Annotated in this window: 30 protein-coding genes; 21 read left to right on the forward strand and 9 right to left on the reverse strand. The window is 69.2% G+C overall.

The window, feature by feature from the left end; translation table 11 throughout:
- Positions 1–3: 3 nt before the first annotated feature.
- From ACH34W_RS17705 to ACH34W_RS17745, 9 genes are all read left to right on the forward strand, one after another.
- Entirely contained in the window at positions 4–1,107 is a 1,104-nt protein-coding gene (locus tag ACH34W_RS17705; protein WP_395961987.1) for an MCE family protein, read from the forward strand.
- Positions 1,107–2,294, forward strand: coding sequence for an MCE family protein (locus ACH34W_RS17710; RefSeq protein WP_395961988.1), 1,188 nt, complete (start codon positions 1,107–1,109; stop codon positions 2,292–2,294). Before ACH34W_RS17705 ends, ACH34W_RS17710 begins: the two co-directional genes overlap by 1 nt.
- Positions 2,291–3,514 carry an MCE family protein gene (locus ACH34W_RS17715; RefSeq protein ID WP_395961989.1) on the forward strand — a complete coding sequence of 408 codons (1,224 nt, stop codon included), beginning with the start codon at positions 2,291–2,293 and terminating at the stop codon, positions 3,512–3,514. Before ACH34W_RS17710 ends, ACH34W_RS17715 begins: the two co-directional genes overlap by 4 nt.
- Before the next feature lie 3 nt (positions 3,515–3,517).
- The gene (locus ACH34W_RS17720; protein WP_395961990.1) at positions 3,518–4,801 is read left to right on the forward strand and encodes an MCE family protein; all 1,284 of its coding nucleotides are present in this window, start codon (positions 3,518–3,520) and stop codon (positions 4,799–4,801) included.
- Positions 4,798–5,805, forward strand: coding sequence for a hypothetical protein (locus tag ACH34W_RS17725; RefSeq protein WP_395961991.1), 1,008 nt, complete (start codon positions 4,798–4,800; stop codon positions 5,803–5,805). Before ACH34W_RS17720 ends, ACH34W_RS17725 begins: the two co-directional genes overlap by 4 nt.
- A 35-nt stretch (positions 5,806–5,840) precedes the next feature.
- Entirely contained in the window at positions 5,841–6,665 is an 825-nt protein-coding gene (locus ACH34W_RS17730) for a hypothetical protein (protein WP_395961992.1), read from the forward strand.
- Positions 6,666–6,696: 31 nt separating this feature from the next.
- Complete coding sequence (locus tag ACH34W_RS17735) at positions 6,697–7,326, forward strand: hypothetical protein (RefSeq protein ID WP_395961993.1); 630 nt, start codon at positions 6,697–6,699, stop codon at positions 7,324–7,326.
- Between the two features lie 184 nt (positions 7,327–7,510).
- Complete coding sequence (locus tag ACH34W_RS17740) at positions 7,511–8,311, forward strand: hypothetical protein (protein ID WP_395961994.1); 801 nt, start codon at positions 7,511–7,513, stop codon at positions 8,309–8,311.
- 329 nt (positions 8,312–8,640) lie between these two features.
- Complete coding sequence (locus ACH34W_RS17745; RefSeq protein WP_395961995.1) at positions 8,641–9,033, forward strand: SSI family serine proteinase inhibitor; 393 nt, start codon at positions 8,641–8,643, stop codon at positions 9,031–9,033.
- Between the two features lie 51 nt (positions 9,034–9,084).
- Here ACH34W_RS17745 and ACH34W_RS17750 read toward each other — a convergent pair whose 3' ends face one another.
- Complete coding sequence (locus ACH34W_RS17750) at positions 9,085–9,528, reverse strand: nuclear transport factor 2 family protein (protein ID WP_395961996.1); 444 nt, start codon at positions 9,526–9,528, stop codon at positions 9,085–9,087.
- 94 nt (positions 9,529–9,622) lie between these two features.
- Here ACH34W_RS17750 and ACH34W_RS17755 point away from each other — a divergent pair, with 94 nt between their 5' ends.
- The 3 genes from ACH34W_RS17755 to ACH34W_RS17765 are packed head-to-tail and all read left to right on the forward strand — an operon-like array spanning position 9,623 to position 11,259.
- A complete protein-coding gene (locus ACH34W_RS17755; RefSeq protein ID WP_395961997.1) occupies positions 9,623–10,108 on the forward strand; it encodes a MarR family winged helix-turn-helix transcriptional regulator in 486 nt (161 codons plus the stop codon).
- A 9-nt stretch (positions 10,109–10,117) separates the two neighbouring features.
- Positions 10,118–10,798 (forward strand): Clp protease N-terminal domain-containing protein, encoded by a 681-nt coding sequence (locus tag ACH34W_RS17760; protein ID WP_395961998.1) that lies wholly within the window; start codon positions 10,118–10,120, stop codon positions 10,796–10,798.
- Positions 10,795–11,259 (forward strand): protein-tyrosine phosphatase family protein, encoded by a 465-nt coding sequence (locus ACH34W_RS17765; protein WP_395961999.1) that lies wholly within the window; start codon positions 10,795–10,797, stop codon positions 11,257–11,259. The genes ACH34W_RS17760 and ACH34W_RS17765 overlap by 4 nt, the downstream gene beginning before the upstream one ends.
- Here the strand turns inward: ACH34W_RS17765 and ACH34W_RS17770 are convergent.
- The 3 genes from ACH34W_RS17770 to ACH34W_RS17780 are packed head-to-tail and all read right to left on the reverse strand — an operon-like array spanning position 11,256 to position 12,903.
- Positions 11,256–11,711, reverse strand: a complete 456-nt coding sequence (locus ACH34W_RS17770) for an SRPBCC family protein (protein ID WP_395962000.1) — start codon at positions 11,709–11,711, stop codon at positions 11,256–11,258. The genes ACH34W_RS17765 and ACH34W_RS17770 overlap by 4 nt on opposite strands.
- Before the next feature lie 47 nt (positions 11,712–11,758).
- Entirely contained in the window at positions 11,759–12,415 is a 657-nt protein-coding gene (locus tag ACH34W_RS17775) for a hypothetical protein (protein ID WP_395962001.1), read from the reverse strand.
- Positions 12,304–12,903, reverse strand: a complete 600-nt coding sequence (locus tag ACH34W_RS17780) for an epoxide hydrolase N-terminal domain-containing protein (protein ID WP_395962002.1) — start codon at positions 12,901–12,903, stop codon at positions 12,304–12,306. Before ACH34W_RS17780 ends, ACH34W_RS17775 begins: the two co-directional genes overlap by 112 nt.
- 62 nt (positions 12,904–12,965) lie before the next feature.
- Between ACH34W_RS17780 and ACH34W_RS17785 the strand changes: the two genes are divergently transcribed.
- The 5 genes from ACH34W_RS17785 (at position 12,966) to ACH34W_RS17805 (ending at position 18,181) form a co-directional block, all read left to right on the forward strand.
- Positions 12,966–13,958, forward strand: coding sequence for a helix-turn-helix transcriptional regulator (locus ACH34W_RS17785; protein WP_395962003.1), 993 nt, complete (start codon positions 12,966–12,968; stop codon positions 13,956–13,958).
- A gap of 60 nt (positions 13,959–14,018) precedes the next feature.
- Positions 14,019–14,633 (forward strand): RNA polymerase sigma factor, encoded by a 615-nt coding sequence (locus ACH34W_RS17790; protein ID WP_395962004.1) that lies wholly within the window; start codon positions 14,019–14,021, stop codon positions 14,631–14,633.
- Entirely contained in the window at positions 14,630–15,610 is a 981-nt protein-coding gene (locus ACH34W_RS17795; protein WP_395962005.1) for a CU044_5270 family protein, read from the forward strand. The genes ACH34W_RS17790 and ACH34W_RS17795 overlap by 4 nt, the downstream gene beginning before the upstream one ends.
- Positions 15,611–15,787: 177 nt before the next feature.
- Positions 15,788–17,170: a hypothetical protein gene (locus tag ACH34W_RS17800; protein ID WP_395962006.1), complete on the forward strand. Its 1,383-nt coding sequence runs from the start codon at positions 15,788–15,790 to the stop codon at positions 17,168–17,170.
- Positions 17,171–17,209: 39 nt separating this feature from the next.
- The gene (locus tag ACH34W_RS17805; RefSeq protein WP_395962007.1) at positions 17,210–18,181 is read left to right on the forward strand and encodes a sigma-70 family RNA polymerase sigma factor; all 972 of its coding nucleotides are present in this window, start codon (positions 17,210–17,212) and stop codon (positions 18,179–18,181) included.
- Here ACH34W_RS17805 and ACH34W_RS17810 read toward each other — a convergent pair.
- Positions 18,169–18,615, reverse strand: coding sequence for an Lrp/AsnC family transcriptional regulator (locus ACH34W_RS17810; RefSeq protein ID WP_395962008.1), 447 nt, complete (start codon positions 18,613–18,615; stop codon positions 18,169–18,171). The genes ACH34W_RS17805 and ACH34W_RS17810 overlap by 13 nt on opposite strands.
- 93 nt (positions 18,616–18,708) lie before the next feature.
- Here ACH34W_RS17810 and ACH34W_RS17815 point away from each other — a divergent pair, with 93 nt between their 5' ends.
- Both ACH34W_RS17815 and ACH34W_RS17820 read left to right on the forward strand, forming a co-directional pair.
- Entirely contained in the window at positions 18,709–19,557 is an 849-nt protein-coding gene (locus ACH34W_RS17815) for an LLM class flavin-dependent oxidoreductase (protein WP_395962009.1), read from the forward strand.
- Positions 19,554–19,970, forward strand: coding sequence for a nucleoside deaminase (locus ACH34W_RS17820; protein WP_395962010.1), 417 nt, complete (start codon positions 19,554–19,556; stop codon positions 19,968–19,970). The genes ACH34W_RS17815 and ACH34W_RS17820 overlap by 4 nt, the downstream gene beginning before the upstream one ends.
- A gap of 110 nt (positions 19,971–20,080) precedes the next feature.
- Here the strand turns inward: ACH34W_RS17820 and ACH34W_RS17825 are convergent, their stop codons facing one another.
- The gene (locus ACH34W_RS17825; protein WP_395962011.1) at positions 20,081–20,548 is read right to left on the reverse strand and encodes a MarR family winged helix-turn-helix transcriptional regulator; all 468 of its coding nucleotides are present in this window, start codon (positions 20,546–20,548) and stop codon (positions 20,081–20,083) included.
- A 102-nt stretch (positions 20,549–20,650) separates the two neighbouring features.
- Here ACH34W_RS17825 and ACH34W_RS17830 point away from each other — a divergent pair, with 102 nt between their 5' ends.
- Positions 20,651–21,583: an NADP-dependent oxidoreductase gene (locus ACH34W_RS17830; RefSeq protein ID WP_395962012.1), complete on the forward strand. Its 933-nt coding sequence runs from the start codon at positions 20,651–20,653 to the stop codon at positions 21,581–21,583.
- 59 nt (positions 21,584–21,642) lie between these two features.
- Here ACH34W_RS17830 and ACH34W_RS17835 read toward each other — a convergent pair whose 3' ends face one another.
- Positions 21,643–22,065: a DoxX family protein gene (locus ACH34W_RS17835; protein WP_395962013.1), complete on the reverse strand. Its 423-nt coding sequence runs from the start codon at positions 22,063–22,065 to the stop codon at positions 21,643–21,645.
- Positions 22,066–22,232: 167 nt separating this feature from the next.
- Positions 22,233–22,871, reverse strand: coding sequence for a maleylpyruvate isomerase N-terminal domain-containing protein (locus ACH34W_RS17840; RefSeq protein WP_395962014.1), 639 nt, complete (start codon positions 22,869–22,871; stop codon positions 22,233–22,235).
- A gap of 46 nt (positions 22,872–22,917) precedes the next feature.
- Between ACH34W_RS17840 and ACH34W_RS17845 the strand changes: the two genes are divergently transcribed.
- Entirely contained in the window at positions 22,918–23,304 is a 387-nt protein-coding gene (locus tag ACH34W_RS17845) for a nitroreductase family deazaflavin-dependent oxidoreductase (protein ID WP_395962015.1), read from the forward strand.
- Here ACH34W_RS17845 and ACH34W_RS17850 read toward each other — a convergent pair.
- A complete protein-coding gene (locus ACH34W_RS17850) occupies positions 23,297–23,944 on the reverse strand; it encodes a TetR/AcrR family transcriptional regulator (protein WP_395962016.1) in 648 nt (215 codons plus the stop codon). The genes ACH34W_RS17845 and ACH34W_RS17850 overlap by 8 nt on opposite strands.
- Positions 23,945–23,949: the final 5 nt, after the last annotated feature.

The following is a 23,949-nucleotide window of genomic DNA, read 5'->3' on the forward strand; positions in this document are numbered from 1 at the left end:
TCCATGACTCGACCCCACCCCAACGCCACGAACCAGCTGCCCCGGCTACTGCCGGCGAAGCGGAGGCTGTTGCCGCACATCAAACCGGTCCGCGACCGCAACCCGATCGGGGTTGCGATCATCGGGCTGCTGCTCATCGCGTTGTTGCTGGGCGCCGCGTACCGTGCCGGCGACCTGCCGGTGATCGGCGGCGGCACCGCCTACACCGCGTACTTCACCGAGGCGGCCGGGCTGAAGTCCGGTCAGGAGGTACGCGTCGCCGGGGTCAAGGTCGGCAAGGTCACCTCGGTGAAGCTGGCGCCCCGCGAGGCGAAGGTGAAGGTCGAGTTCCGCGTCAAGGACACCTGGATCGGCAACGCCACCACCGCCACGATCATGATCAAGACGTTGCTGGGCTCGAAGTACCTCGCCCTCGACCCGCTCGGGTACCGAGCACAGAATCCCCGCGAGCCCATCGGCGTCGACCGCACCATCGCCCCGTACGACGTCACGCAGGCGTTCGACGATCTCGGCGCCACGATCGAGCAGATCGACTCGCAGCAGGTCGGCGAATCGCTCACCGTCGTCTCGCAGGCGTTCTCCGGCACCCCGCAACACTTCCGGAGCGCGATCGACGGGCTCTCCGCGCTGTCCCGGACGATCTCCAAGCGGGACGCGCAGCTCGCCGAACTGCTGAACGGCACGCGGCGGTTGTCGGGCACCATCGCCTCCCAGAACGACCAGTTCCGCGCGCTGCTCAAGGACGGCAACCTGCTCCTGGCCGAGTTGCAGCGCCGCCGAGAGGCCATCAGCTCGCTCTTGGTCGGCATCATCCGCATGTCGCGCGAGCTGTCGGAATTCGTCGACAGGAACGACGGCGAGCTCCGCCCCCTGCTCGACTCACTGGACGCGGTCACCGAGGTGTTCAAGAACAACCAGCGCAACCTGGACAAGGCGCTCTCCCTGGCCGGTCCCTACATCCGGCTGATCGCCAACGCGTCCGGCAATGGCAGATGGGTCGACGGCTACCTGTGCGGCGCCGTGCCCAAGGAGTACGTGAGCGATCCCAAGCCGCCCAACTACACGCCGCCCGACAAGTGCACCCCCACCCGCAAGGGAGGCAGCTGATGGCATCCGGACCCTCCTCACCGCGGACGGTGCGCTGGATCATCGCCGTCGGACTCTCGCTGATCATCGTGGCGGGCGTGCTGGTGACGATGCCGGACGGTGGCGGCCGTACGATCACCGCCCACTTCGTCAACTCGCAGGGCATCTATCCCGGCTCCGACGTACGGGTGCTGGGGGTGAAGATCGGGACGATCACCTCGATCAAGCCGACCGGCCAGAGCGTCACCGTGCGGATGGAGATCACCGACGATGACGCGCGGATCCCCGCCGAGGTGACCGCGGTCGTGATCGCGCCCAACCTCGTGTCGGACCGGTACGTGCAGCTGTCACCGGCGTACACCGGCGGGCCGACGCTCGCGTCCGGCGGCCAGATCCCCGTCGCCCGCACCGCCACGCCGATGGAGCTCGACCAGCTGTACGGGGCGCTGCGCAAGTTCACCGCCGACCTCGGCCCGCAGGGCGTCAACAAGAACGGGGCACTGTCGGAGTTCCTCAAGGCCAACGCCGCCAACCTGAAGGGCAACGGCACCAAGCTCAACCAGATGATCGAGGACCTCGGCAAGGCCTCGGCGACGCTCAACCACTCGGCCGACGACTTCTTCGGCACCATGGCCAACTTCAACAAGTTCACCGGGATGTTGCGCGAGAACGACACCGAGGTCAGGCAGTTCCAGCGCCGGCTGGCCGACGTCTCGGCGTTCCTCGCGGCCGACCGGGGCAATCTCCAGCGCGCCCTGCAGGATCTCGGCCTCGCCCTGATCAAGGTCAAGGACTTCATCGCCAAGCACCGCAAGAAGCTCAAGGGCAACATCGACAAGCTCGCCGACATCACCAAGGTCCTGGTCGACCGGCGCAAGGAGCTCTCCGAGTTGTTCGACGTCGCTCCGCTGGCCGCGTCCAACGCGCTCAAGTCCTACGACCCGAACAGCCAGACGATGATGTCGCGGGGCAACCTCCTGGAGATCACCGCCGCGTACGGCAAGGGCGCCGGGAAGGGGCAGGCCGCGGTGTCGGTCCCGATTTGCACGGCCGGTCCGCGCTCGAAGGCCCTGAAGAAGGCCTGCGAGGCCGGTCCCGGCGGCCTGAACCCGTCCGAGCGGCCGCCCGCCGACTCCCCACCGTTGCCGCTCCCGGCGGCCGGACCGGTCTTCACCGGCGCCGTCAACCTGGGCGGAGGATCGCGATGAAGCGTCACGCCCTGGTCGCCGCGCTGATCGCCGGATCGGCGCTGGCCGCCGGATGCTCCGGCCAGCAGGGGCTTTCCCTGCAGGAGATCCCATTGCCGGGCGGCGCCGACCTCGGCTCGCATCCGTACACCCTCACCATCGAGCTCAACGACGTGCTGTCGCTCGTGCCGCAGGCGTCGGTGAAGGTGAACGACGTCCCGGTCGGCCGGGTCACCGGCATCCGGCTTCCCGACGGCAAATGGACCGCCGAGGTGACGGTCAAGGTGAACGGGAAGGTGCGGCTGCCCGCCAACGCCACGGCGAACATCGAGCAGTCAAGCCTCCTCGGCGAGAAGTACATCCAGCTCGCCGCCCCGGCCCCGGCGCCGGGCGCGCCCAGCGGGACGCTGGCGAACGGCTCGCGCATCCCGATCGAACGCACCGGCCGCGACCCGGAGACCGAGGAGGTGTTCGGCGCGCTGTCGATGTTGCTGAACGGCGGCGGGCTCCCGCAGCTGCGCACCATCACCCGCGAGCTCAACTCCGCGCTGAACGGCAGGGAGCCGCAGATCAAGAACTCGCTGCGGCGGCTCAACGAGCTCACCTCCTCCCTTGACGGCAACAGGACGAACATCGTGCGCGCGCTGGAGTCCCTGAACCGGCTCTCGGCCACGGTCGCGTCCCGGAAGGGGCAGGTCGACACGATCCTGACCGACCTGTCTCCCGGCCTGAAGGTGCTGGAGGCGCAGCGCGCCGACTTCGTCCGGATGCTGGAACAGCTCGACGAGCTCTCCGAGGTCGCCACCCGGATCTCGAACGCGTCGCGCGACGACATCGCCGCCAGTCTGCGGGCACTGGAGCCGTCGCTGCGCAAGCTCGCCGACGCCGGTCGCGATCTGCCGAAGTCACTGGAAATCCTGATGACGTTCCCCTTCACCGATCAGGTGCTGACCGGTGCACGCGGCGACTACCTCAACGTCTACGCCACGGTCATCGCCAAGCCCGGCAGCAACTGCGTCAACGCACCGGTCAAACCCGAGACGACCGTTCGCCTGAAAGCGCAGGATCCTGCACCGCAGGGTCCGGTGGGCGCTTGCCCGCCCGCAGGCACCGGCGGGCAGACGGGCCCGTCGCAGACCGGCACGCCGCCATTGCCGCTGCCGGCGGTCACCATCCCACCCGGCATCGACGCCAGGTCCGGCGGAGGCGGCGTCCTCCCCGACATCGACGGGGGGAACTGAACGATGCTGACCACGTTCACCCGGATCAAGATCGTCGCATTCGTGATCATCTCGCTGGTCACGATCTCCTACATCGGGATGACCTATGCCGACCTGGGGCGGCACGTCGGCCTGCGCGACTACTACACGGTCAAGCTCCAGCTGCCCGAGACCGGTGGGCTGTTCAAGGGATCGGCGGTGTCCTACCGCGGCGTCACCGTCGGCCGGGTCGACGCCCTCGACCTCGCCGAGAGCGACGGGCAGAACGGCACGCGGGTCGTCGCCGACCTGCGGATCACCTCCGACGCGAAGATCCCGGCCAACACGAACGCCATCGTCGCCAACCGTTCCGCCGTGGGTGAGCAGTACGTGGACCTGCGGCCGGCCACCGCCGGCGGCCCGTACCTGAGCGCGGGGTCGACGATCACCCGCACCGCGGCGACCACCCCGCCGCCGGTCAGCGAGACGCTCAAGGCGATCAACGACTTCAACGCGTCCGTTCCGACCGACTCGCTGCAGATCACGCTGGACGAACTGGGCAAGGCGTTCACCGGGCAGGGACCGCACCTGCAGAGGCTGCTGGACGCCTCGGACCAGTTCATCAACACCTCCTACGAGAACATCGACACCACCACCACATTCCTGGAGAACGGGAACGCGGTCCTGCGCACCCAGAACCAGGAGGCCGCGTCGCTGCGGGAGTTCGCCCGCGAGGGCCGCAAGTTCGCGGCGGCGCTCAAGGGCTCGGACGCCGACATCCGGCGCCTGATCACGGCGGCCCCGGCCTTCTCCACGGAACTGTCGGAGTTCCTGCGCGGCGTCGATCCGGGGTTGCCGAGGTTGCTGGCGAACCTGCTCACGGTCTCCCGGATCACCGACACCCGCACGGCGGGCATGCGGCAGTTCTTCTCCGACTTGCCGGCCGTCGCCGCGATGGGCAACACCATCGTGCGTGGCGGAAGCCTGGAGATGGGACTCATCAACACCTTCTTCAACCCGCTGCCGTGCGTCTCGGGATACAGCGGCACCTTCTACCGCGACGGCCTGGACGTCCATGGCGCCAGCCGTCCGTTCAACGCCGGAGCCCGATGCACGCTCAGCCCCTCGACCGGAGTGAACGTGCGCGGTGCCGCCAACGCCCCGCGCGGCGGCGTTCCGGCTCCCGCCAAACCCGGGGTGGCCAGTGGCGCCGCGGGTGTCATGGCGGCCGTGGGCCTGTCCGGCGTCTGGCCGGCGACCACGGGCGCTTCCGGCCAGGGCCCCGCCGCGTACAGCGACCTCGAACGGCTGCTGGGACTGCGGAAATGACCGCCGACAGCAAGGTCCGGAACGCGGCCGTGGCGCGGGCGAAGGCCCGGAGCGCCACGGAGAGAGACGGCGGCGGGAAGCGCCCAAAGCGGCGCAAGCTCATCGTCGCGGCCGCGATCGTCGCCGTGGCCGCGTCGGCCTGGGGAGGGTGGCAGCTCGTCCCGAGCGAGGACGGCGGTTCCCCGCCCCTCACCGAACGCGACAAGGTCACCGCTGCGGCGAGCCGGCAGCTGGCCGCGCTGAGCTCGATGGATCCTGCCCGCGTCGACGAACGCCTCGGATGGTGGGAGCAGGCCTCGACCGGCATGCTGCGCGCGGAGCTCACCCGGGAGCGGGCGGCCAACCGCAAACGATTCGCCGCGATCAGCGCCGCCGCCACCGGCACGGTCGGCTCGCTGGCCGTGACCGCGCTGAACGGGGAGTCGGCCACGGTGATCGCTTCCGTCCGCGTCAAGTTCGTCGGCACGGCGGACTGGCGCACTGAGCAGAGCCGCCGTTACCAGGCCGGGCTGACCAGAACGCCGCAGGGCTGGCGGACCAGCTCGCTCTTCCTGCTGCCGGTGCCGGCGAGCGCCGCGCAGAAGCCGACCGGTGCCCAGCAGACCGGCCGCGCTCCGGCGCCGCCCGCACCGGCGGCCGAGGACGCAGCGATCCTCACCGACGTGACGAAAGCGGCCGAGGCGGTCTTCAGCTACCGGTACCAGGACCCGGCCGCCACCCAGCAGGCGGCCCGTGACGCGCTGGTCGGAACCGCGGCCGGGCAGTACCAGAAGATGTTCGGCATTGTCGCCGACCAGGCGCCCAAACAGCGGCTCACCGTCACGAGCAAGGTCCTCCGGATCGGCGTGATCAAACGTGCGGCGAGCACCGCCACGGTGCTGATCTTCCTTGACCAGACGTCCACGCGGCAGGGCGGCCGCCCGTCGTTCGCCGCGACCGCGTTGAAGGCCACCGCCCGGGTGGAGAACGGGCGGTGGCGCATCAGCGACCTGCGTTCGACGTGACCCGCGTTCCACCGATGACGAGCAAGGAAGCCCAGATGGCAGATATCAAGCTCGCGGCCGGCGCACCGGAGCAGTCCGGCGAGACGGCGGAGCCGAACGAGCCGACCGGACAGGCGGAGGAGCCCGAGCTGCCGGAAGAGCCCGAGGCGACCAAGAAACCGGACGAGGAGCCGGACGAGACGCCGGATGAGAATTCGGCCAAGACACCGGCCAAGCCGTTGGCTAAGGCTTCGGCCAAGGAGCCGACCGAGAAGCGGGCCAAGGAGCCGGTCAAGGCTTCGGCTAAGAAGTCCGCCAAAGCACCGGACGAGGCGCAGGAAGAACGGGCCGTGCGGATCCGGATCCCGGTGATCGTCATCACGGATCCGCTGAAGGCGGCGCTGACCGTGCTGGCGCTCGTCGCCGTCGTGACGGCGGGCTGGTTCGTGTACGACTGGAACGCGGCCAAGGACGACCCGGCCCGCGACGTGGCGGCGGCCCGGGACCAGGCGCTCGCGCAGGGACGCCAGGCGATGGTGAATCTCAACACGCTCGACCACCGTGCCACCGACCGCGATCTGAAGGTCTGGCAGGACTCCTCGACCGGCGAGCTCTACAACCAGATCGCGGCCGGGCGCGAGGGCCTGGCCGCCGACGTCAACCGGAACAAGACCGTCACCTCAGCCAAGATCCTCGAAGCCGCGATCACCGAGCTCGACGCGGCCGCCGGAAAGGCCACGATGATCGCGGCCGTCCGCGTCACCGTCACCCCTCCCACGGGGGCGGCGACCACGAGGACGAGTCGGCAGACCGGGCAGCTCACCCGGACCGCCGAGGGCTGGAAGCTGGCGTCGCTCGGCCAGGCACCCAGCGGCGGCTGAGACGCGTGACGACACAGAGCAGGGGTGTGCAATGAAGAATTCAAAAGAGGCGACACGCGGTGACGAGAAGAGTGCGGAATCGAATTCCGCCCGTACCTCGTCCGGCCGCGGCCGGTTCAGTTTCAGCATGCTGGTGTTGGCCGCTCTTGTCATCGGTGGCGGCGGCACGACGGCATGGGCGGCGAAGGCCAAGAACGACCTGTCCGCCACGGGTGCGTCGCAGAATCTTGCGTTGACCGATACCGCGCGTACCAGCGATGTGAAAGGCCAAGTCGCCAGCGCGGTGTCCACGGTGTTCTCGTACAGCTACGCCGATACCGCCAAGACGGAACGGGCGGCACAGAAGCTCCTCACGGGCAAGGCGGTGCAGCAGTACAACCAGATGTTCGCCCGGGTCCGCCAGCAGGCTCCGCAGATGAAGCAGGTCCTGACCACCACCGTCACCGATGCGGCCGTCGTCACGCTCAGGCCGGACTCGGGGCGTCTGCTGGTGTTCGCGGACCAGCGCAACACGACCGTCGGCGACACCGGGAAAAAGGACGCCAAGAGCAAAACCGAAGGGGGTGGCAACACTGCTGCCTCGGCCGCCGTGTTCGCGGTCGAGGTCGTCCGGGACGACGGAATGTGGAAGATAACCGGCATCGATACTTTCGGCGCCTGACAATCACCTGACTAACTGCCTGACAAATCGCTCTTGATAAATTCCCGCACACACTTTGTCACTTCGAGGGAATTGTTGTCCACCTTCGGCCAGCAATCCTAATTGGGGGCCTTGTGGCACTTTGTTGTGCCGGGTTTCAATGAATTACCCGCAGGTAACACGAGAAAAACGGAGGACCGCCCCCATGAAACTCCGGACGAAGAGAACCGCCACTGTTCTGTTCGCCGCCGGCGCCGCGGCCGCCTTGACCGCCGGCCTGGCGCCCGCTGCCTCAGCAGCCCCCACGGCGCCCGTCCGGGCCGCCGACGACCCGATCCCGACGTTCGACTTCTCGGACTGCCCGAAGCTGCCGGACGGTGCCAAGAAGGAGGCGTCGTACTGCATCAACGTCGTCGTCACCAGCGGGAAGCTCGTCACGGGCAACATTGCCAACGACGTCACCGAGCCGATCAAGCTCACCTATTCGAGCGTCGTCATGGCCGACAACACCTACAAGACGGTCTTCGGCGCCATGCGGACCAAGGAATCGAAGATGAAGGACGGGATCTTCAAGGACCCGTTCACCGAAGTGTGGGGGAAGCCCGAGTACGTCGGCGGTTTCACGGTCCAGCGGTTCAACATCACCATGGACATCAAGATGAACCTCACCCGGCCGTTCCTCCTCGTGGGCGGATGCTCGATCGGCAACAACACCGTCCCGATCAAGCTGAAGCTGATCACCGGCACCACCAACCCGCCGGCGCCGAACACGCCGATCACCGGGAAGAAGTACACGGTCCTGTCGACCAACCCGCACGTGGCCAGCCTGACCCACGTTGACAACTCGTTCGACGTGCCCGGTGCCGGCGGCTGCTGGCTCGACACCCCGCTGCGCCTGGTCAGCGGTCTGGTCAACAGCCAGGGTGGCCTCCCGTCGGTGGCCGGCAAGAACACCGTGATCTTCAACGAGTACCTGAGCCAGCGGAGCTACTCCGAGCTCAGCTGATCCGCGACTCCGGCCGCTGTCCGCGGCGGCCGGTCCGGCCCTGAATCCGCGCGCACGCACACACCCCCGTGCCTGCCAGGGCCGGCTGGCCGGGCGGCGGAGGAGAAGGGCAGATGACGGGGCCCCCGTCCGTTCATCCTCGCCCCTCCTCCGCCGCCCGGCCTCCGCCATGCCCCTGGACTGGGCCGCGCCTTCGCTTGACCACCCCGAAGGCGCGGCCCTTTGCGATGCCGGTTCAGGACATGGCCGATGTAGGCCCGGGGAAGCGGCCCTGGTGATGTTTGACTCACATGCTGATGGAGCGTCATTCCCTACGTAAGGAGAACGGAATGCGGCACGTGAAAGCCGTCGCGGCGCTCGCCGTGGTCGGGGCGGTCGCCCTGGCCACTCCGGCGAATGCGTCCACCGCGCTGGCGAGCCGGCTGACCCTCAGCATCACACCCGAGTCGTCGACCGGCGGCCCCGGCAGGACGGTGACTCTCATCTGCGAGCCGACGGGTGGCACCCACCCCGACGCCGCGGCCGCCTGCGCGGACCTGATCAAGGCGAACGGTGACATCAAGAGGATCCCACCGGCGAAGGGCAACTGCCTGCCGGTCGAGATCCGTGTCATCGCCAAGGCCTTCGGCAACTGGCAAGGCAGGCAGGTCTCGTACAGCCAGTCCTTCACCAACGACTGCTACGCCAACCTGGGCACCGGCGGGCACGTCTTCCACTTCTGATCGCGCCATTGCGGCCCGAGCCCGCACTCGGGCCGCGAACCGTGGCCGGCCCTAGGCGTCACGGTCCGGTGTGGCGACGGGAAGGTCGCCGGACCTCCAGACGGGGGTCACCGCGACGCTGGAGAACCGCCACCCGGCCGGTGTGCGGACCGCGCCGAAGCGGTAGCGCTCGCCCAAGGTCAGGTCCGGCTCAGGGGAGGCGGCGGCGCGGACGAAGGTGGCGACGAGGTTCGCGCGGACCGAGGCCTCATCGCCGTCCAGGTCGATGAGGACGTTCGAGATCACGTGCTGCGTCCGCTCGTACCGGCCATGGACACGGCGTGCCCGGGCGGCGAGCGCTTCGAGTCCCTGCGACCGCCCGCTCTGCGTCTCGACCGTCGCGTCCGCAGTAAAGATCGTGCCCGCGTCGTCGAAGCGCTGCTCGTCCAGCCACAGGCCCTGCCGGGTGATCAGGTCGGCGAGCTCAGCACGGTCGGCCAGTTCCTGGAGTTTCATGGGGTGCCTCCCAACTCGTTAGTCTTATAAACGTTCGTGACACTAACGAACTTACTTCGTTAGTCGGACTAACGCAAGAGATAGGATTGCCGTCATGAGTGCCGTACACGAGGCGCCCGCGCGGTTGCGCGGCCTGCCGAGCAGGCTCCTGACGCAGGCCGCGATGCACGCCGACCGGCTGACGGCCGACGGGCTCGCGCGCGAGGACGCGCACAAATGGCACTACGCCGTGCTCGCCTCGCTTCAGGAGTTCGGATCGGCAAGCCAGGCGGACCTGAGCCGCCGCACCGGCATCTACCGGAGTGACCTGGTGGCCGTCATCAATGAGCTCGCCGGACGAGGCCTGGTCGAACGTGCCCCGGACCCCGAGGATCGTCGCCGCAACGTCATCACGATGACCGGCGAGGGGGGTGCGCACCTCCGCAAGCTTGACGGGCTGATCGCGACCCTCCAGGACGAGCTGCTCGAGCCGTTCAGTGAGATGGAGCGCGAGCAGTTGATCCGTCTCCTGGAGCGCCTCAATGACCACCACGCCAAGGATCGTCAACCACAGGTTGACGATCGGGGTGCGTCAACCTAGGGTTGACGCATGGCGAATCAGGTACGTCTCGACGAGCTGATCGAGGCGATCAAGAGCGGGCGTTCCCAGGACGCCCTGGGACAGCTGTCGGACGCGGTGCTCCTCGCGGAACACCTCGGCGAGGTCTCCGACCATCTCATCGGCCACTTCGTGGACCAGGCGCGCCGTTCCGGCGCCTCCTGGACCGACATCGGCAAGAGCATGGGCGTCACCAAGCAGGCCGCCCAGAAACGCTTCGTGGCCAAGACCACCGATGTCGAACAAGGTCTCAACCGCTTCACCCCCCGCGCCAAGAGCTGCGTGAAGGCCGCACACCGGGAGGCCGCCGAAGCACGGAACGCCGAAGTGCTGCCGGAGCACCTGCTCCTCGGCCTGCTCAGCCAGCCGGAGGCGCTCGCGGCCAAGGCGATCGTCGCGCAGGGAGTGTCGCTGGACGCCGTACGGGAGGCCGCGGTGCTCCCGGACCCGGGCGACGAGGCACCCGAGCCCATCCCCTACAGCGCGCAGGCGACCAAGGTGATGGAGCTGACACTCCGCGAGGCGCTCCGCCTCGGCCACAACTACATCGGAACCGAGCACATGTTGCTCGCGCTCCTCGAACTGGAGGACGGCACCGGACCGCTCTCCGGCCTCGGCATCGACAAGGCGGCCGCCGAGGACTTCTTCACCGCCGCCCTCGCGAGCCTGTGAGCGGGGCGCCGCTCCCCGGCGCGATCCAGTTGCCCGACGGCACCTGGGTACGCGGCCGGGGACTACGCAAGCCGCGCCCCGACGGCCCGGCGCCCGACCTCGGCCTCTACCTGGGGTCGGACCGCCTCCGCCGCCGCCACGAGGCGGCACTGTCGTGGTCTCACACGTGGATCGACTGGCCCGACTTCCTCCTGCCGCGCGACCGCGAGCAGGCGATCGAGGACATCCGGGCGCTGTACGAACGGGCACGCGCGGGCGCGGCGGCCGAGGTCGCGTGCGGCGGCGGGGTCGGCCGGACCGGCACCGTCATCGCCTGCCTGGCCGTGCTCGCCGGAACGGACCCGGCGGAAGCCGTCGCCTGGGCCCGTGCCGCTTACAACCACCGGGCCGTCGAGACTCCGTGGCAGCGCCGATGGGTGGCCCGCTTTCCGTCGGCTCAGAGCGCGAGCGAAGGCGCCTAGGACCCTTCCAGGTGCTGCTTGGCGAGCCGCACCTCCTCGCGCACGTCCGCGTTCAGGCGGCGGCGGAGGAGCGGCTCGGCCAGCCAGCCCAGCCAGGGTTTGAAGCGGTAGTTCAGCGTCCGGACCAGCCTGGTCCCGTCCTTGACGGGAGTGCAGACGAAACTGGCGTCGAAATCCGTCGTCAACCGGGACAGCCGGTTCGCCGGCGGCGGCGCGAGCCGGATGTCGATGCGCTCTCCGGGCGTCCGCCGCATCTGCGAGACCGTGGGCGGCCCGGGGAGCCCGGCGACGCTCGGCCGGAAGCCGAACTCGGTGAAGTCGCCGTCGCGGCGCACCCACCGGATCGGCCTGATCTTCTTGTCGATCTGGGCGTATCTCTCGACGTCCATCACGAACTCCAGGAGCTCGTCGGGCGTGCACGAGATCGTCTCAGTGACCGTCACCTTGAGCATGTCTCCAGCCTAGGAAGGCCTTCCGCCAGACGGTTTGGGCCCCCGGGTCACGACCGCAGGCCGCGGAAGAACGCGCGGATGTCGGAGACGAGCAGGTCCGACGCCTGCAGCGAGGCGAAGTGCCCGCCGGTGTCGTACTCCGACCAGTGCGTGATCGTGTTGGAGATCTCGGCGAGCCCGCGGATCGCAAGGTCGCCCTTGAAGCAGGCGATACCGGTCGGGACAGGTGAGGGCGCGGGCCGTTCACCCCAGCCTTCCTCGCCCGCCTCGCGGTAGAGGCGCGCGGCCGAACCGGCGGTACCGGTGAGCCAGAGGATGGTGACGTTGGTCAGGATGACGTCGCGGTCGATGGGGGTCTGGTCGGTCTTGGCCGGGTCGTGGTCTACGTACCATTCGATGTTCCAGGCGAGTTGCCCGGCGGGGGAGTCGTTGAGCGCGTACGCCAGGGTCTGGGGCCGGGTGGCCATCTGCGTGGCGTAGCCCGAGATCCCCTGCCATGCCGCCTCGGCTTCCTGCGCGAGTTTTCGTTCGGCCTCGGAGAGCCGGTCCAGATCGCCCGCCACGGTGGGCACCGAGGCGTTGGCCAGCGCGTTCACGTGCACGCCGATGACGTGTTCCGGGGCGAGGCGGCCGATCTCGGGGGAGATGATGCTGCCGAAGTCGCCGCCCTGCGTGCCGTACCGCTCGTACCCGAGCCCCCGCATGAGCTCGTCGAGGGCGCGCGCGATCCGGCGGGAGCCCCAGCCGGTCTCGCGGGTCGGCCCGGAGAACGCGAAGCCCGGCAGGGGGGCACGACGACATGGAACGCGTCGGCGGGATCCCCGCCGTGCGATCGCGGGTCGGCCAGCGGCCCGATGATGTCCAGGAACTCGTACACCGTGCTCGGCCATCCGTGCGTGATGAGCAGCGGGGTCGCGCCGGGCTCCGGCGACCGTGCGTGCAGGAAGTGGATCTGCTGCCCGTCGATCGTCGTGGTGAACTGCGGCACCTCGTTGAGCCGCGCCTCGTGCTCGCGCCAGTCATAGCCGGTGCGCCAGTGCTCGACGAGCTCGGTGAGGTAGCCGCGTTCGACGCCGTACGACCAGCCGACGTCTGGCAGCTGGTCCGGCCATCGTGTGCGCGCCAGCCGTTCGGCCAGCTCATCGAGGTCGGCCTGTGCGATGTCGATTCGGAAGGGTTGTGGTTCGTCCATACCACCCACTCTCCGGCGCAGCTAGGACAACCTCGTTCCTACATCGATGGCAATCTAGAGAAATGTTGGAAACCTCGGCCCGCCTTCTGCGGCTGCTGTCCCTGCTCCAGATGCACCGCGACTGGTCCGGCACGGAACTCGCGGAACGCCTCGGAGTCACGACCCGTACCGTGCGGCGGGACGTCGACCGGCTCCGCGAACTGGGTTACCCCGTGCACGCCGCGATGGGGTCGCTGGGCGGCTACCGGCTCGGTGCAGGAGCCGCGCTGCCGCCGCTGCTCCTGGACGACGACGAGGCCGTGGCGGTCGCGGTCGGCCTGCGGACCGGGGCGTCGGGCGGCGTGTCCGGCATCGAGGAGCCCTCGCTCCGCGCCCTCAACAAGGTCGAGCAGGTCCTTCCCACCCGCCTGCGCCACCGGCTCTCCGCGCTGGAGAACGCGATGGTGGCGATCCCGCCCCGCAACGCGCCCACGGTCGACGCGACCGTGCTCACCACGATCTCGGCCGCCATCCGCGCGGCCGAGACACTCCGTTTCGACTACGTCCGTCACGACGGCGCCGAGACACGCCGGGACGTCGAGCCCCACCGCCTCGTCGCCTGGGGCCGTCGCTGGTATCTGGTCGGCTGGGACACCGAACGGGCCGGCTGGCGCACGTTCCGGGCCGACCGCATGGCCCTCCGCACGCCCAACGGCCCGCGTTTCACCCATCGTGAGCCGCCCGACGGCGACGTCACCGCGTACATGCGGCGGACGATGGGCCGCGACATGTGGCCCTACCACTGCCGCGTCATCCTGCACGCACCGGCCGAACGGTTCGCCGGTCAGATCGACGGCACCGTGACGCCGATCGACGAGCAGCGGTGCCGCGTCGAGATGGCCACCGACTCGTTCGACCTCGTCGTGTTCGTCATCGGCATGCTCGACGTCGGCTTCGAGGTGGAGTCGCCACCCGAGCTGAAGGCCCACCTCCGCAAGCTCTCCACCCGCTTCGCCACGGCGGCGGACGATATGGAGACCCGCGAAAGTGGGAACCATGACGCCGCGTCCGGCTGAGTAGGGGTGAACCCACGTGGATGAGCCCACACGGAGGACCCTTATGACTGGACGTGGTTCATGTTGACCGCGCCTCTCGATACCCCCGCCGCCTCTCCGGAGGACGAGAGCGACGCCGCGCTGCTGCGGCAGTCGTTGTCGCAACCGGAGAGATTCGCGGCGCTGTTCGACCGCCACAGCGACGAGATCTACGGGTACGTCGCCCGGCGGCTCGGACCGGAGACGGCCGAGGACGTCGTGGCCGAGACGTTCCTGACGGCGTTCCGCAAGCGCGGCCGCTACGACCTGGCCCGCCCCGACGCCCGGCCCTGGCTGTACGGGATCGCGACCAACCTCGTCCGCGCGCACCGCCGCACGGAGGTTCGCCGCAACCGCGCGCTGGCCCGCAGCAGGGAGCGGGAGGCGGCCGAGTCGTTCGACGAACGCAGCGCCGCCCGGGTCACGGCCGAGCGGCTGCAGCCCCGGCTCGCCGCCGTGCTCGCCCAGTTGACGGCGGCCGACCGTGACCTGCTGCTGCTCATCGCCTGGGCGGACCTGACCTACGAGGAGGCGGCGCAGGCGCTCGGGGTGCCGCTGGGCACCGTCCGCTCGCGGCTGCACCGCATCCGCAAGAAGCTGCGCCGCGCGCTGGGCGGCGACAACCCGATGGCGACGAACGAGGAGTCCCTGGCATGAACGACGACGAGATCACTGTCTTCCGGAAGGCACGTCCCGAGGTGCCGCCCTATGACGACGCCGCCAAGGCCCGCGCCCGTTCCCGGCTGCTGGACGCCCGGACGCGACGGACCGGCCGCTCGTTCCGCCTGCCGCGGCTGACCTCCGCCCAGGGCCTGCTCGCCGTGGGCGCCGCCACGGCCGTTCTGATCGCCGGGCCGACCCTGCTCATCAAGAACCTCGACGGCAAGACGCACCGCACGACGGGCACCGGCAACAGGACCAACGCCCTCGGGCCCGGCGCCACCGATGACCGCCCCCGCCCCGGCCAGTGGTCGTACACCAAGTCCCTGCACGCCTCGTCCTCCAAGGGCGCCGGTGGATCGCTCTTCGGCCCGCCCGACCGCCGCGTCACCCGCGAAGAGTGGCGCAGCGTCGACGGCAAGCAGACGGCGTTCATGGACAAGGGCAAGCTGCAGACCCAGACCGGGGCCGTGGGGGCGGTGCCGTCGGCGTCGCCGCGTTCGGACTACCCGTACCTGCTGTCCCTGCCGGCCGAACCCGCCGCGCTGCTCGCCGAGGTCGGCCGGAACATCGACAAGGAGAACGGTCCGACCAAGGCGACCGCCGAACAACGCGCGTCCCGGATGTTCCAGATCATGGAGATCTGGATGCGGGATGTGGCCCTGCCTGCGAAGCTGCGGTCCGCGATGTACCGCGCGCTCGGGCAGATTCCCGGCGTCAAGTACGAGGGGAAGGCCGCGGACATCGCGGGTCGTTCCGGCGTGACCTTCTTCCGCATCGAGGAGGGCTACCTGCGGAACGAGATCATGGTCGACCCGGTCACCCACCAGTACCTCGGCTTCCGCGCCATCGCCGTCCGCAACCACCTCAGCAAGGCGGACGACGGGAACATGCCCCGGAAGAGGGGAGACATCCTCGGCTGGGGCGGCCTGGTCAAGGTCGGCTTCGTGGACAAGCCCGGCCAGCGCCTCTGATCGCCGCTTCCGGCCACGTCCCGCTTCTCGTCCCGAATGGCAGCCGACCATAGAATTGTCATTCGTGAGAATGGAGCAGCCAACTCGATTTGAGAGGCTGCTCCATTTCCCTTGAAGTGAGTATTCGAGGGCGTAGGTGACGGACATTATTGTCATCCGTTGAGCCGAGGTGGTCGCGTGGCACAGGACGTGCCGACCCAGGACGTGCCGGCCCCGGACGTGGGGCGCTTCTTGATGATCGGCGCCGTGCTGCTCTGCTCGATAGGCACGCTCGGCGTGGTGTCGAACGCCTCCGCTCCCCTGGACAAGGGCGGCCGCGCACCGGGTATCGCAGACCTCTTCCGGATTAACGCGGGGCGGATCTCCGTGGCGGCCGCGGTCGCGATGGCGCTGGCGGCGGTCCTCGGCCTCCTGGCCCTGCGCTGGTCGGTGCGGCGGACCTGGCCGTGGCTGCTGCTCGCCGGAGTCGTTCTGACTCTGCCCAACGAGTATGCCCATCTGATCGCGCCGTACGACCTGCCGCCCGGCGGCGCCCTCTACCGGACGGTTTCGGCGCTGGCGACCGGCGCCGCGCAGCTCGTGCTCATCGGCACGCTGGGCGCGGGCATCCGCCTCTGCCACATCGGAGAACGCGGCGTCGGAGCGGCTCTGATCGGCGCGGGATTCGGCGCGCAGATATTCGGTGCGAGCACGGACGTGTGGTTCGCGCGCATTCTGATCCTCGGGCCCGGCGGCAATCTGCCCAATGCGGGGGAGGCCCTCAAACAGCTCGTGCACGACGGGATGATCCTCGCGGCGATCGGCGGGGCGTTCCTCCTGGTGATGCTGCACCGCAACTATGGCGACCGGCCCGAACTGGCCGGCCCCGACAGGGATCCCGGCCTTCGCGTGACGCTCGCCGGATCGGTGGCCATGGTGTCCCTGATTCCGGCCGCCCTGCTCGCCGACTACCGCACCTACACCGTCACCGGCTCGCTGGTGCTGCTCGCGACCGCCATCGTCTGCGCGATTGCCGCAGGCGTGCGCGCCGCGATAGGCACCGCCATTGCCACGGTGGCGCTCATCGGAATGTCGAGCCCGGCGGCGAAACTCATCAACGTCGAGAGCTTCCACTCTGTCCGGATGTGGTTCTGGGTCGCGTTCGGCGTCGTGGCCGGCGGTGTCGCCGTCTACTTCTCCCGGCGCAATTGGTCGGCGGCCGTCGGGTGCGGGGCCGCCGCGCTGCTCCTGCCGCTGATGGCCGAGCGGACCAACCCGGCGAACGCGCTGCTCCTCGGCCTTCTCGTCGCCGGAGTCACGGCCCTGATCGCCTCCGTCGGCGTATGGGCGGACCCGTCCTCACCGGCCGTCCTCGGCGCGCTGGTCGTGCCCGCGGTCCTCGGCGGACACGGCCTGCTGACCGCCAAGGTGGAGACCGTCATCCGCAACGATCAGGGAACCGAGCCACTCGAAAACCTGTGGGTCCATGTCGTGCTCCTCCTGCTCGCCGCAGCCTCGATGGCCGTGCTCGCTTTCCTGGAGACCAGAACCCGCACGGAACCGACCACCGTCTCATCGTGATCCGCCCCGCCGCCGGCGGAGCGGCCCTAAGCTGCGGTTATGGGGGACGAGACGGAGTTGCTCGAAGCGGGACGCCGTGGCGACGAGGAGGCGTTCGGCCGGCTTGTGGCGCCCTACCGGTCTGAGCTCCACGCGCACTGCTACCGGATGCTCGGCTCGGTCCAGGATGCGGAGGACGCCCTCCAGGACGCATTGCTCGGGGCGTGGCGCGGACTGGCGACGTTCGAGGGGCGTAGCTCGCTGCGTACGTGGCTCTACCGAATTACCACGAACGCCTGCCTGCGGTTCCAGGACAAGCGGCCCCGTCGCATCCTCTCCGCCGATTACGGTCCCGCCATCCCGCCCGATGGCGACCTTGGTGAGCCCGTGACCGGCCCGGTGTGGCTGGAGGCCTATCCCGACGAGGAGACACGGTACGAGCTGCGGGAGAGCGTGGAGCTCGCGTTCGTCGCCGCGCTCCAGCACCTGCCCGCCAACCAGCGCGCCGTGCTCATCCTGCGCGAGGTGCTCGGGTTTTCCGCGGCCGAGGTCGCCGAGTCCCTCGACACGAGCGTCGCCTCGGTCAACAGCGCGCTGCAGCGGGCCCGCAAGACCGTTGACGAACGTGTGCCCGCCCGGAGCCAGCAGGCGACGCTGCGCGCTCTCGGTGAGGAGGCCGAACGAGAATTCGTTGACGCCATGGTGGTCGCCTGGGAACGCGCGGATGTGGAGACGATCCTCGGGATGCTCACGCGGGACGTAAGGTTCACGATGCCGCCACTGCCCGCGTGGTTCGACGGCCGGGACGACGTCGGCGCCTTCCTCAGGGAACGTGTGTTCGCCACGCCCTGGCGGATGGTCCCCACACGCGCGAACGGTCAAATCGCCCTGCTGTGCTACCAGAGCGACGAGAACGGCCGCTTCAACCTCGGCGCCCTCAACGTCTTCACGCTGAACGAGGACAACCTGATCACCGAGATCACCGCGTTCCTCGATCCCGCGGTCGTCGCCCGCTTCGCTCAGGGCTCCTGAGGGCCTCGGTAGGGGAGCGTCTGGCTGTAGACCACATTGGTCGTCGTGCTGCCGAACTGCGCCAGCTCGTCCATGATGTTTTCGAGGTGCGGCATGGAGGTCGCGGCGACCTTGAGCGTGTAGCAGTCGTCACCGGTGGTGCGGAGGCATTCGAGGATCTCGTGCCGTTCGTCCAGGAGCCTGTGCAGGGGCTGGTGCTGGTTGCCGGGGTACTTTAGCCGCACGACGGCGAGCACGCTGTAGCCCACCTTCGCCAGGTCGACCTCGGCCCGGTAGCCGGTGATGACGCCCTCCGACTCCAGCCGCTTGACCCGTTCGGTCACAGCGGAGGCGCTGAGGTTCACCCGGCGCCCCAGCTCGGTCAGCGGGAGGCGGCCGTCGCGCTGGAGCTCGGCGAGGATCGCCCAGTCCGTCGCGTCGAGATTCTCGGCCATTTCTCGAATTTACCGGCAGATTCACGGCCGGCAGCGAAGCCGACCGTGAGAAAACCCTTCAATCCGTGTGGATCACCTGGATAGCCTGAACGGGTGCTTCTTGGAGTGAACGTCCCGAATTTCGGTCCCGGCACCGACCCCGCCATGCTGCGCAGCTGGGCGCAGACGATTGAGGGGATGGGCTTCGGGCTGCTGATGGTCTCCGACCACGTCGCGGTGACGCCCGACGTGGCCGAGCAGTATCCGGCGCCGTTCTACGAACCCTTCACGACCCTCTCCTACCTGGCCGGCGTCACCTCGCGGGTCCAGCTCGGCACCACCGTGCTGATCGTCCCGTACCGCCATCCGCTGCTCATCGCCCGCATGGCCGCCAACCTCAACCAGCTCAGCGGCGGCCGGCTGATCCTCGGCGTGGGCGTCGGCTGGGCCCGGCAGGAGTTCGAGGCGCTCGGCGTGCCGTTCGAGCAGCGCGGACGGCTGACGGACGAGTACCTCCAGGCCGTGCGCGCCGCCTGGGACGACGAGTACGACTACCGCAGCGGACCGCTCCCGATCTGGGTCGGTGGCAACAGTGACGCCGGCCTTCGCCGCGCGGTCCGGCTCGGTGACGCATGGCACCCGCTGCGCTTCACGATTCCCTGGCTGAAAGAGGCGCTGGAGCGGCTGGAGGCCATCGCGGACAAGGAAGAGAAGCCCGTCCCGCCGCTGGCTCCCCGCATCTGCCTGCGGCTCACCGGCACGCCGGTCACCGGCGCCGACCGGAAGGCCGGTGAGGGCACGATCGACCAGGTCATGGACGACCTGGAGCACCTGCGCCGACTCGGCGCCCGGACCGTCCTGCTCGATCCGTTCAACGGCGACCCGGACGAGACCCTCCACCCCGAACACGCCTGGCAGGCCCTCGCGACCGTGGCCGCCAACGTACGAACGGACACGACGTGATCGACGAGAAGCTCCTCCGCCGTGCCATCGCGCTCGCCGCCGAGGCCCGCGCGTCCGGTAACCCCCCGTTCGGCTCACTCCTCGCGGCGGCGGACGGCACGATCCTCAAGGAAGAACGCAACTCGACCATCACCGACGCCGACATCAGCCTGCACCCCGAGCTGAAGCTGGCCAAGTGGGCAGCCCGCGAGCTCGACGCCGAAACCGCGGCGGCCGCCACGCTCTACACAAGCTGCCAGCCGTGCAACATGTGCACCGGCGCCATCGAACGGTCCGGCCTCGGCCGTGTCGTCTTCGCTCTTTCCAACGAGCAGCTCTCATCCCTCAAGCCCGGCGGCGGCTTCCCGTCCGTACCCCAGGAAGGCCCGGCCCTGTTCGACGAGGCCCGCGTCCCCGTCGAGGGTTACTACTGACCGGCCTCATCTAGGAATTGGTCGGCGACGCCCGCGTTCCTCCGGCTGTACGTGCCGGACGCGCATGCCGTGCACCGGCAGGCGCGCCGACCGTCAGTCGTAGGAGGCGGTCAATCGTGGGCGGCGGCGTCCGGGTGGACGGCGTCGCGGATGACACGCAGGCCGGTGAGCAGGCCGTCGAGCTGTTCGGGTGTCAGCAGCCCGGTGAACCACCGCTCGATCGTGGCCAGATAGTCGGGGAGGACCTGCTCGAGCCGTTCGGCGCCGTCGGGCGTGAGGACGGCGTAGGTGGCCCGCCGGTCGCCGGGGAACGACTCGCGGCGTACCAGCCCGGCGCGCTGGAGCCGGTCGACCAGCCGGGTGATGCCGCTGGTGGACAGCGCGGTCTGCGCGGCGAGGTCGCTCATGCGCAGCCGCTGCTCAGGCGAGCGGCTGAGCCGCATCATCGCGTTCAAGTCCAGGCCTGACAGCCCGCTCTTCTGCCAGACGGGCTCGAGCTTGCCCACCAGCCCCTCGTGCGCCTCGAAGAGCAGGCCCATCGTGGTCAGGCGCGGGTCGTCGAAGAGGTCCTCGGTCACGGGATGAGCCTACTTGATGCGCGGATAGTTGACGCGAGGAATATATCTAAGATATTCATCTGTTCAGTAGATATTCCTCACGTCAACTAACTTGGAGGACTGATGTTCGCCATCACGCAGCACTCGTTCGGCGGCCCGGAAGTGCTCGTCGGCACCGAGATCGAACGCCCACGGCCCGGACGTGGGGAGGTGCTGGTCCGGGTGCGCGCGGCGGGGATCAACCCGGTCGACGCGGCCGTCCGCGCCGGGTACTTCCCGCCCTTTCCCGAGCCGCCGTCCGTGCTCGGCTGGGATTTGGCAGGAACGGTCGAGGAGATCGGGGAGGGCGTCACCCGGTTCGAGGTGGGAGACGAGGTCTTCGGCCTGGCGAGCTTCCCCGCAGAGGCAGGTGCATATGCGGAGTACATGACGGCGCCGGACAAGGACCTCGCACCCAAGCCGCGCGCGTTGTCGATGGCCGAGGCCGGGGGCCTGCCACTGGCAGGGCTCACCGCCTGGCAGGCGCTGGTGGGCATCGCGGCCGTCCAGCCCGGGCAGCGGGTCCTGATCCATGCCGCCGCCGGCGGGGTCGGTCACCTGGCAGTGCAGATCGCCAAGGCGCGCGGCGCCCACGTCATCGCCACCGCGCGCGAAGCCAACCACCCGTTTCTGAAGGATCTCGGCGCCGACGAGCTGATCGACTACACGGCGGCCGACTTCGCCGCCACGGCCGGTCCGGTGGACGTGGTCTTCGATCTGGTGGGCGGCGAGTACGCACCCCGTTCGCTGCGCGTGCTCCGTCCCGGCGGTCTTCTCGTCACCGCCATCGGCCACAACCCGGGCCTGACCGCGGACGAGGCGGAGCGCCACGGAATGCGCTTCGAGACCGTGTCCGTCACACCCTCCGGCGCCGACCTGGTCAGCCTCGGAGTGCTGGCGGAGGCGGGCAAGCTGCGCGTCCACGTTGAACGGGAGTTCCCGCTAGCCGAGGTCGCCAAGGCCCACACACTCGCCGAGACGGAGAGGGCCAAGGGCAAGACCGTTCTGATCCCCTGAACGAACGAACGCGGATGCCGGGTCGCCCTAGGGCGACCCGGCATCGGCCTGTCCGGGCCTCAGGAGGATGCGCGGCCGACGCGACGCAGGAGTTGCTCGGTGTTGCGGCGGCGGCCCCAGGCGAGCAGGGCGATGGGGATCAGGTAGGCGGCCGGGATCAGCGCGGTGGCGGGCTCATCCACGATCAGCTGGGTGATGACCGCGCCGACCAGGAGGGCGGACAGGCCCGTCGCGGCCAGGCCGCACAGGACGGGCACCAGCAGGCCGACCGCACCCGCCAGCTCGACCGTGGCGATGAAGTACATGAACCACGAGCCGAATCCGATCTTCTCGAATCCCTCAACGGTTTGGGCGTTCGCGCTGAACTTGGTGAACGCGGCCATCAGGAACACGAGGGCCATCAGTACCTGCAGGACCCAGAGCGCGATGTGCGCCTTGCGGCCGGCGGTCTTCGTCGTGGCGGCGGAGTGCGTCGCGGTCATCGTCGTCTTCCCTTCGGGGTGGCCCCCCGGGCGGGTGCCTTTACCTACTGGTCGGAGCCGACGACGCCGATACGACATGCTCGCGGAAAAATCTCGCAGGACTCTGGAACGGCCGCGAGCAGGGAGAACGAGCAGGGCTGCTGCGGCACCTCGCCTGCCGGGCTCGGCTAGAACGCTGCGATCGTCTCGGGTGCTCGTTCGGCCCGGCTGAGCGCGCGCAGCACCGGTGTGAGCCCGTGCTTGCGCACCGCCAGCCGGGTCAGGAGCACCGCCACCACATCGGCCGCCTCGGGGGAGGCGGGCGGTGTCGGCACGCCGACGCTGACCGCGAGGTCGTCGGAGTGAACGGTGAGCTCCATGGTCCGGGTGACGAGGAAATCGTCGAGGAACAACGACCAGCCGTTCCACGGCAGTAGCACGGCGCGGTCGGCGGGCTCGTCCGCCAGCACGTCCCGGAGGTCCGCCACCGTTCTCTCCGCGCGTGCGGTCGTCTGCTCCGCGCCGTCGGCGGCGAGCTCCTCACCCCGCCTGCGGAGCGCCACGTTCGGCTCGTCGTCCAGGCCGGCGTCGACCCAGGCCGCGCGGGCGTAGTGGTCCAGCAGCCCGATCGGCTCCTCGTCGCCGGGCGCCTCGGCCAGGACGGACGGCACGCAGAAGATCTGGAACGCCAGGTGCGCGGCGAGGCCGCCCACCGTGAAGTCCGCAAGTGCGCTCGGCTCCTGCCATTCCGCGGCGACCGCCGGGTCGGCCAGCAGGCCCACGGCGCTCTCCGCCGCCCCGAGATAGGTCTCTCTGATCGTCATCATCGGTCCAGAAGTAGTGAGGGAGGGGATGAAGTGTTAGGGAGGGGATATGAGCAGAGTATTGCTGCCAAGATCGGTGGCCCGGTTCAACAAAGCCGTCAACAACCGCGTCCAGGGGATCTGGGCCCCCTACCTTCCGCCATGGGCGGTCATCGTGCACCGGGGCCGCCGGTCGGGACGCGAGTACCGGACGCCCGTCAACGCGTTCCGGAGCGGCGACCGGCTCGTGATCGGCCTGCCGTACGGCGCCGACAGCGACTGGGTGCGCAACCTGCTCGCGGAAGGCCGCGGCGGCGTCGAACGGATGGGGCGCGTCAGCCGTATCAGCAACCCGCGTGTGCTCGACGAGTCCGACGCCGATGAGCTTCCAGGGCTCGCCCAATACGCCGTCCGCTACATGGACGTGCTCGTCGCCGATATCGACCGGGCTATTTGACCGGCGCGTAGAGCGGCCGGAGCCCGGCGATGAACTGGCGTATCACCGGACGCTGCTCGGCGGGCGTACGGCCGCGCAGGTCCATGATCGGATCGAGTCCGTCGTAGTAGGGCGCCAGCGCCAGAAAGGGGAGTGCCATCAGCATCAACGTCGCCACCACGTCCAGGTCGGCGTCCTCGCGTATGTCGCCGCGTTGCTGCCAGAGCTCGAACGTCGGGTGCAGGACCTGGAGGTAGTGCTGGTTGGCCGTGTCGCGCACGACCGATCGCACCGCGTTGTCGAGCTCGAAGTTGGTGGCGGCGGTGACGGCCCGTTCGAGCGGGTGGTCGGCCATGTACTCGGTCCACTCGCACAGCACGTCGAACAGCCACTCCTCGAAGGACTGGTCGAAGTCCAGGCCGGCGATCCGCCGTTCCATCTCCTCCCGGATCCGCCGGGAGGTCTCGTCGCAGACGAACGCGAAGAACTCCAGCTTGTCGGAGAAGTACTGGAACAGCGAGCCCTTGGCGATGCCGGCCTCGCGGGCGATCGTGTTGAGGCTTCCGGTCGAGTAGCCGTGGTCCCCGAACTCGCGCATCGCGACCTCGAGCACGCGTTCCCGTTTGGCGACGTTGAGACGGAACCAGGTGGACGTCGGCATGGGAG

This window comes from Actinomadura sp. 6N118 (genome assembly GCF_044326415.1).
Classification (GTDB): Bacteria; Actinomycetota; Actinomycetes; order Streptosporangiales; family Streptosporangiaceae; genus Spirillospora.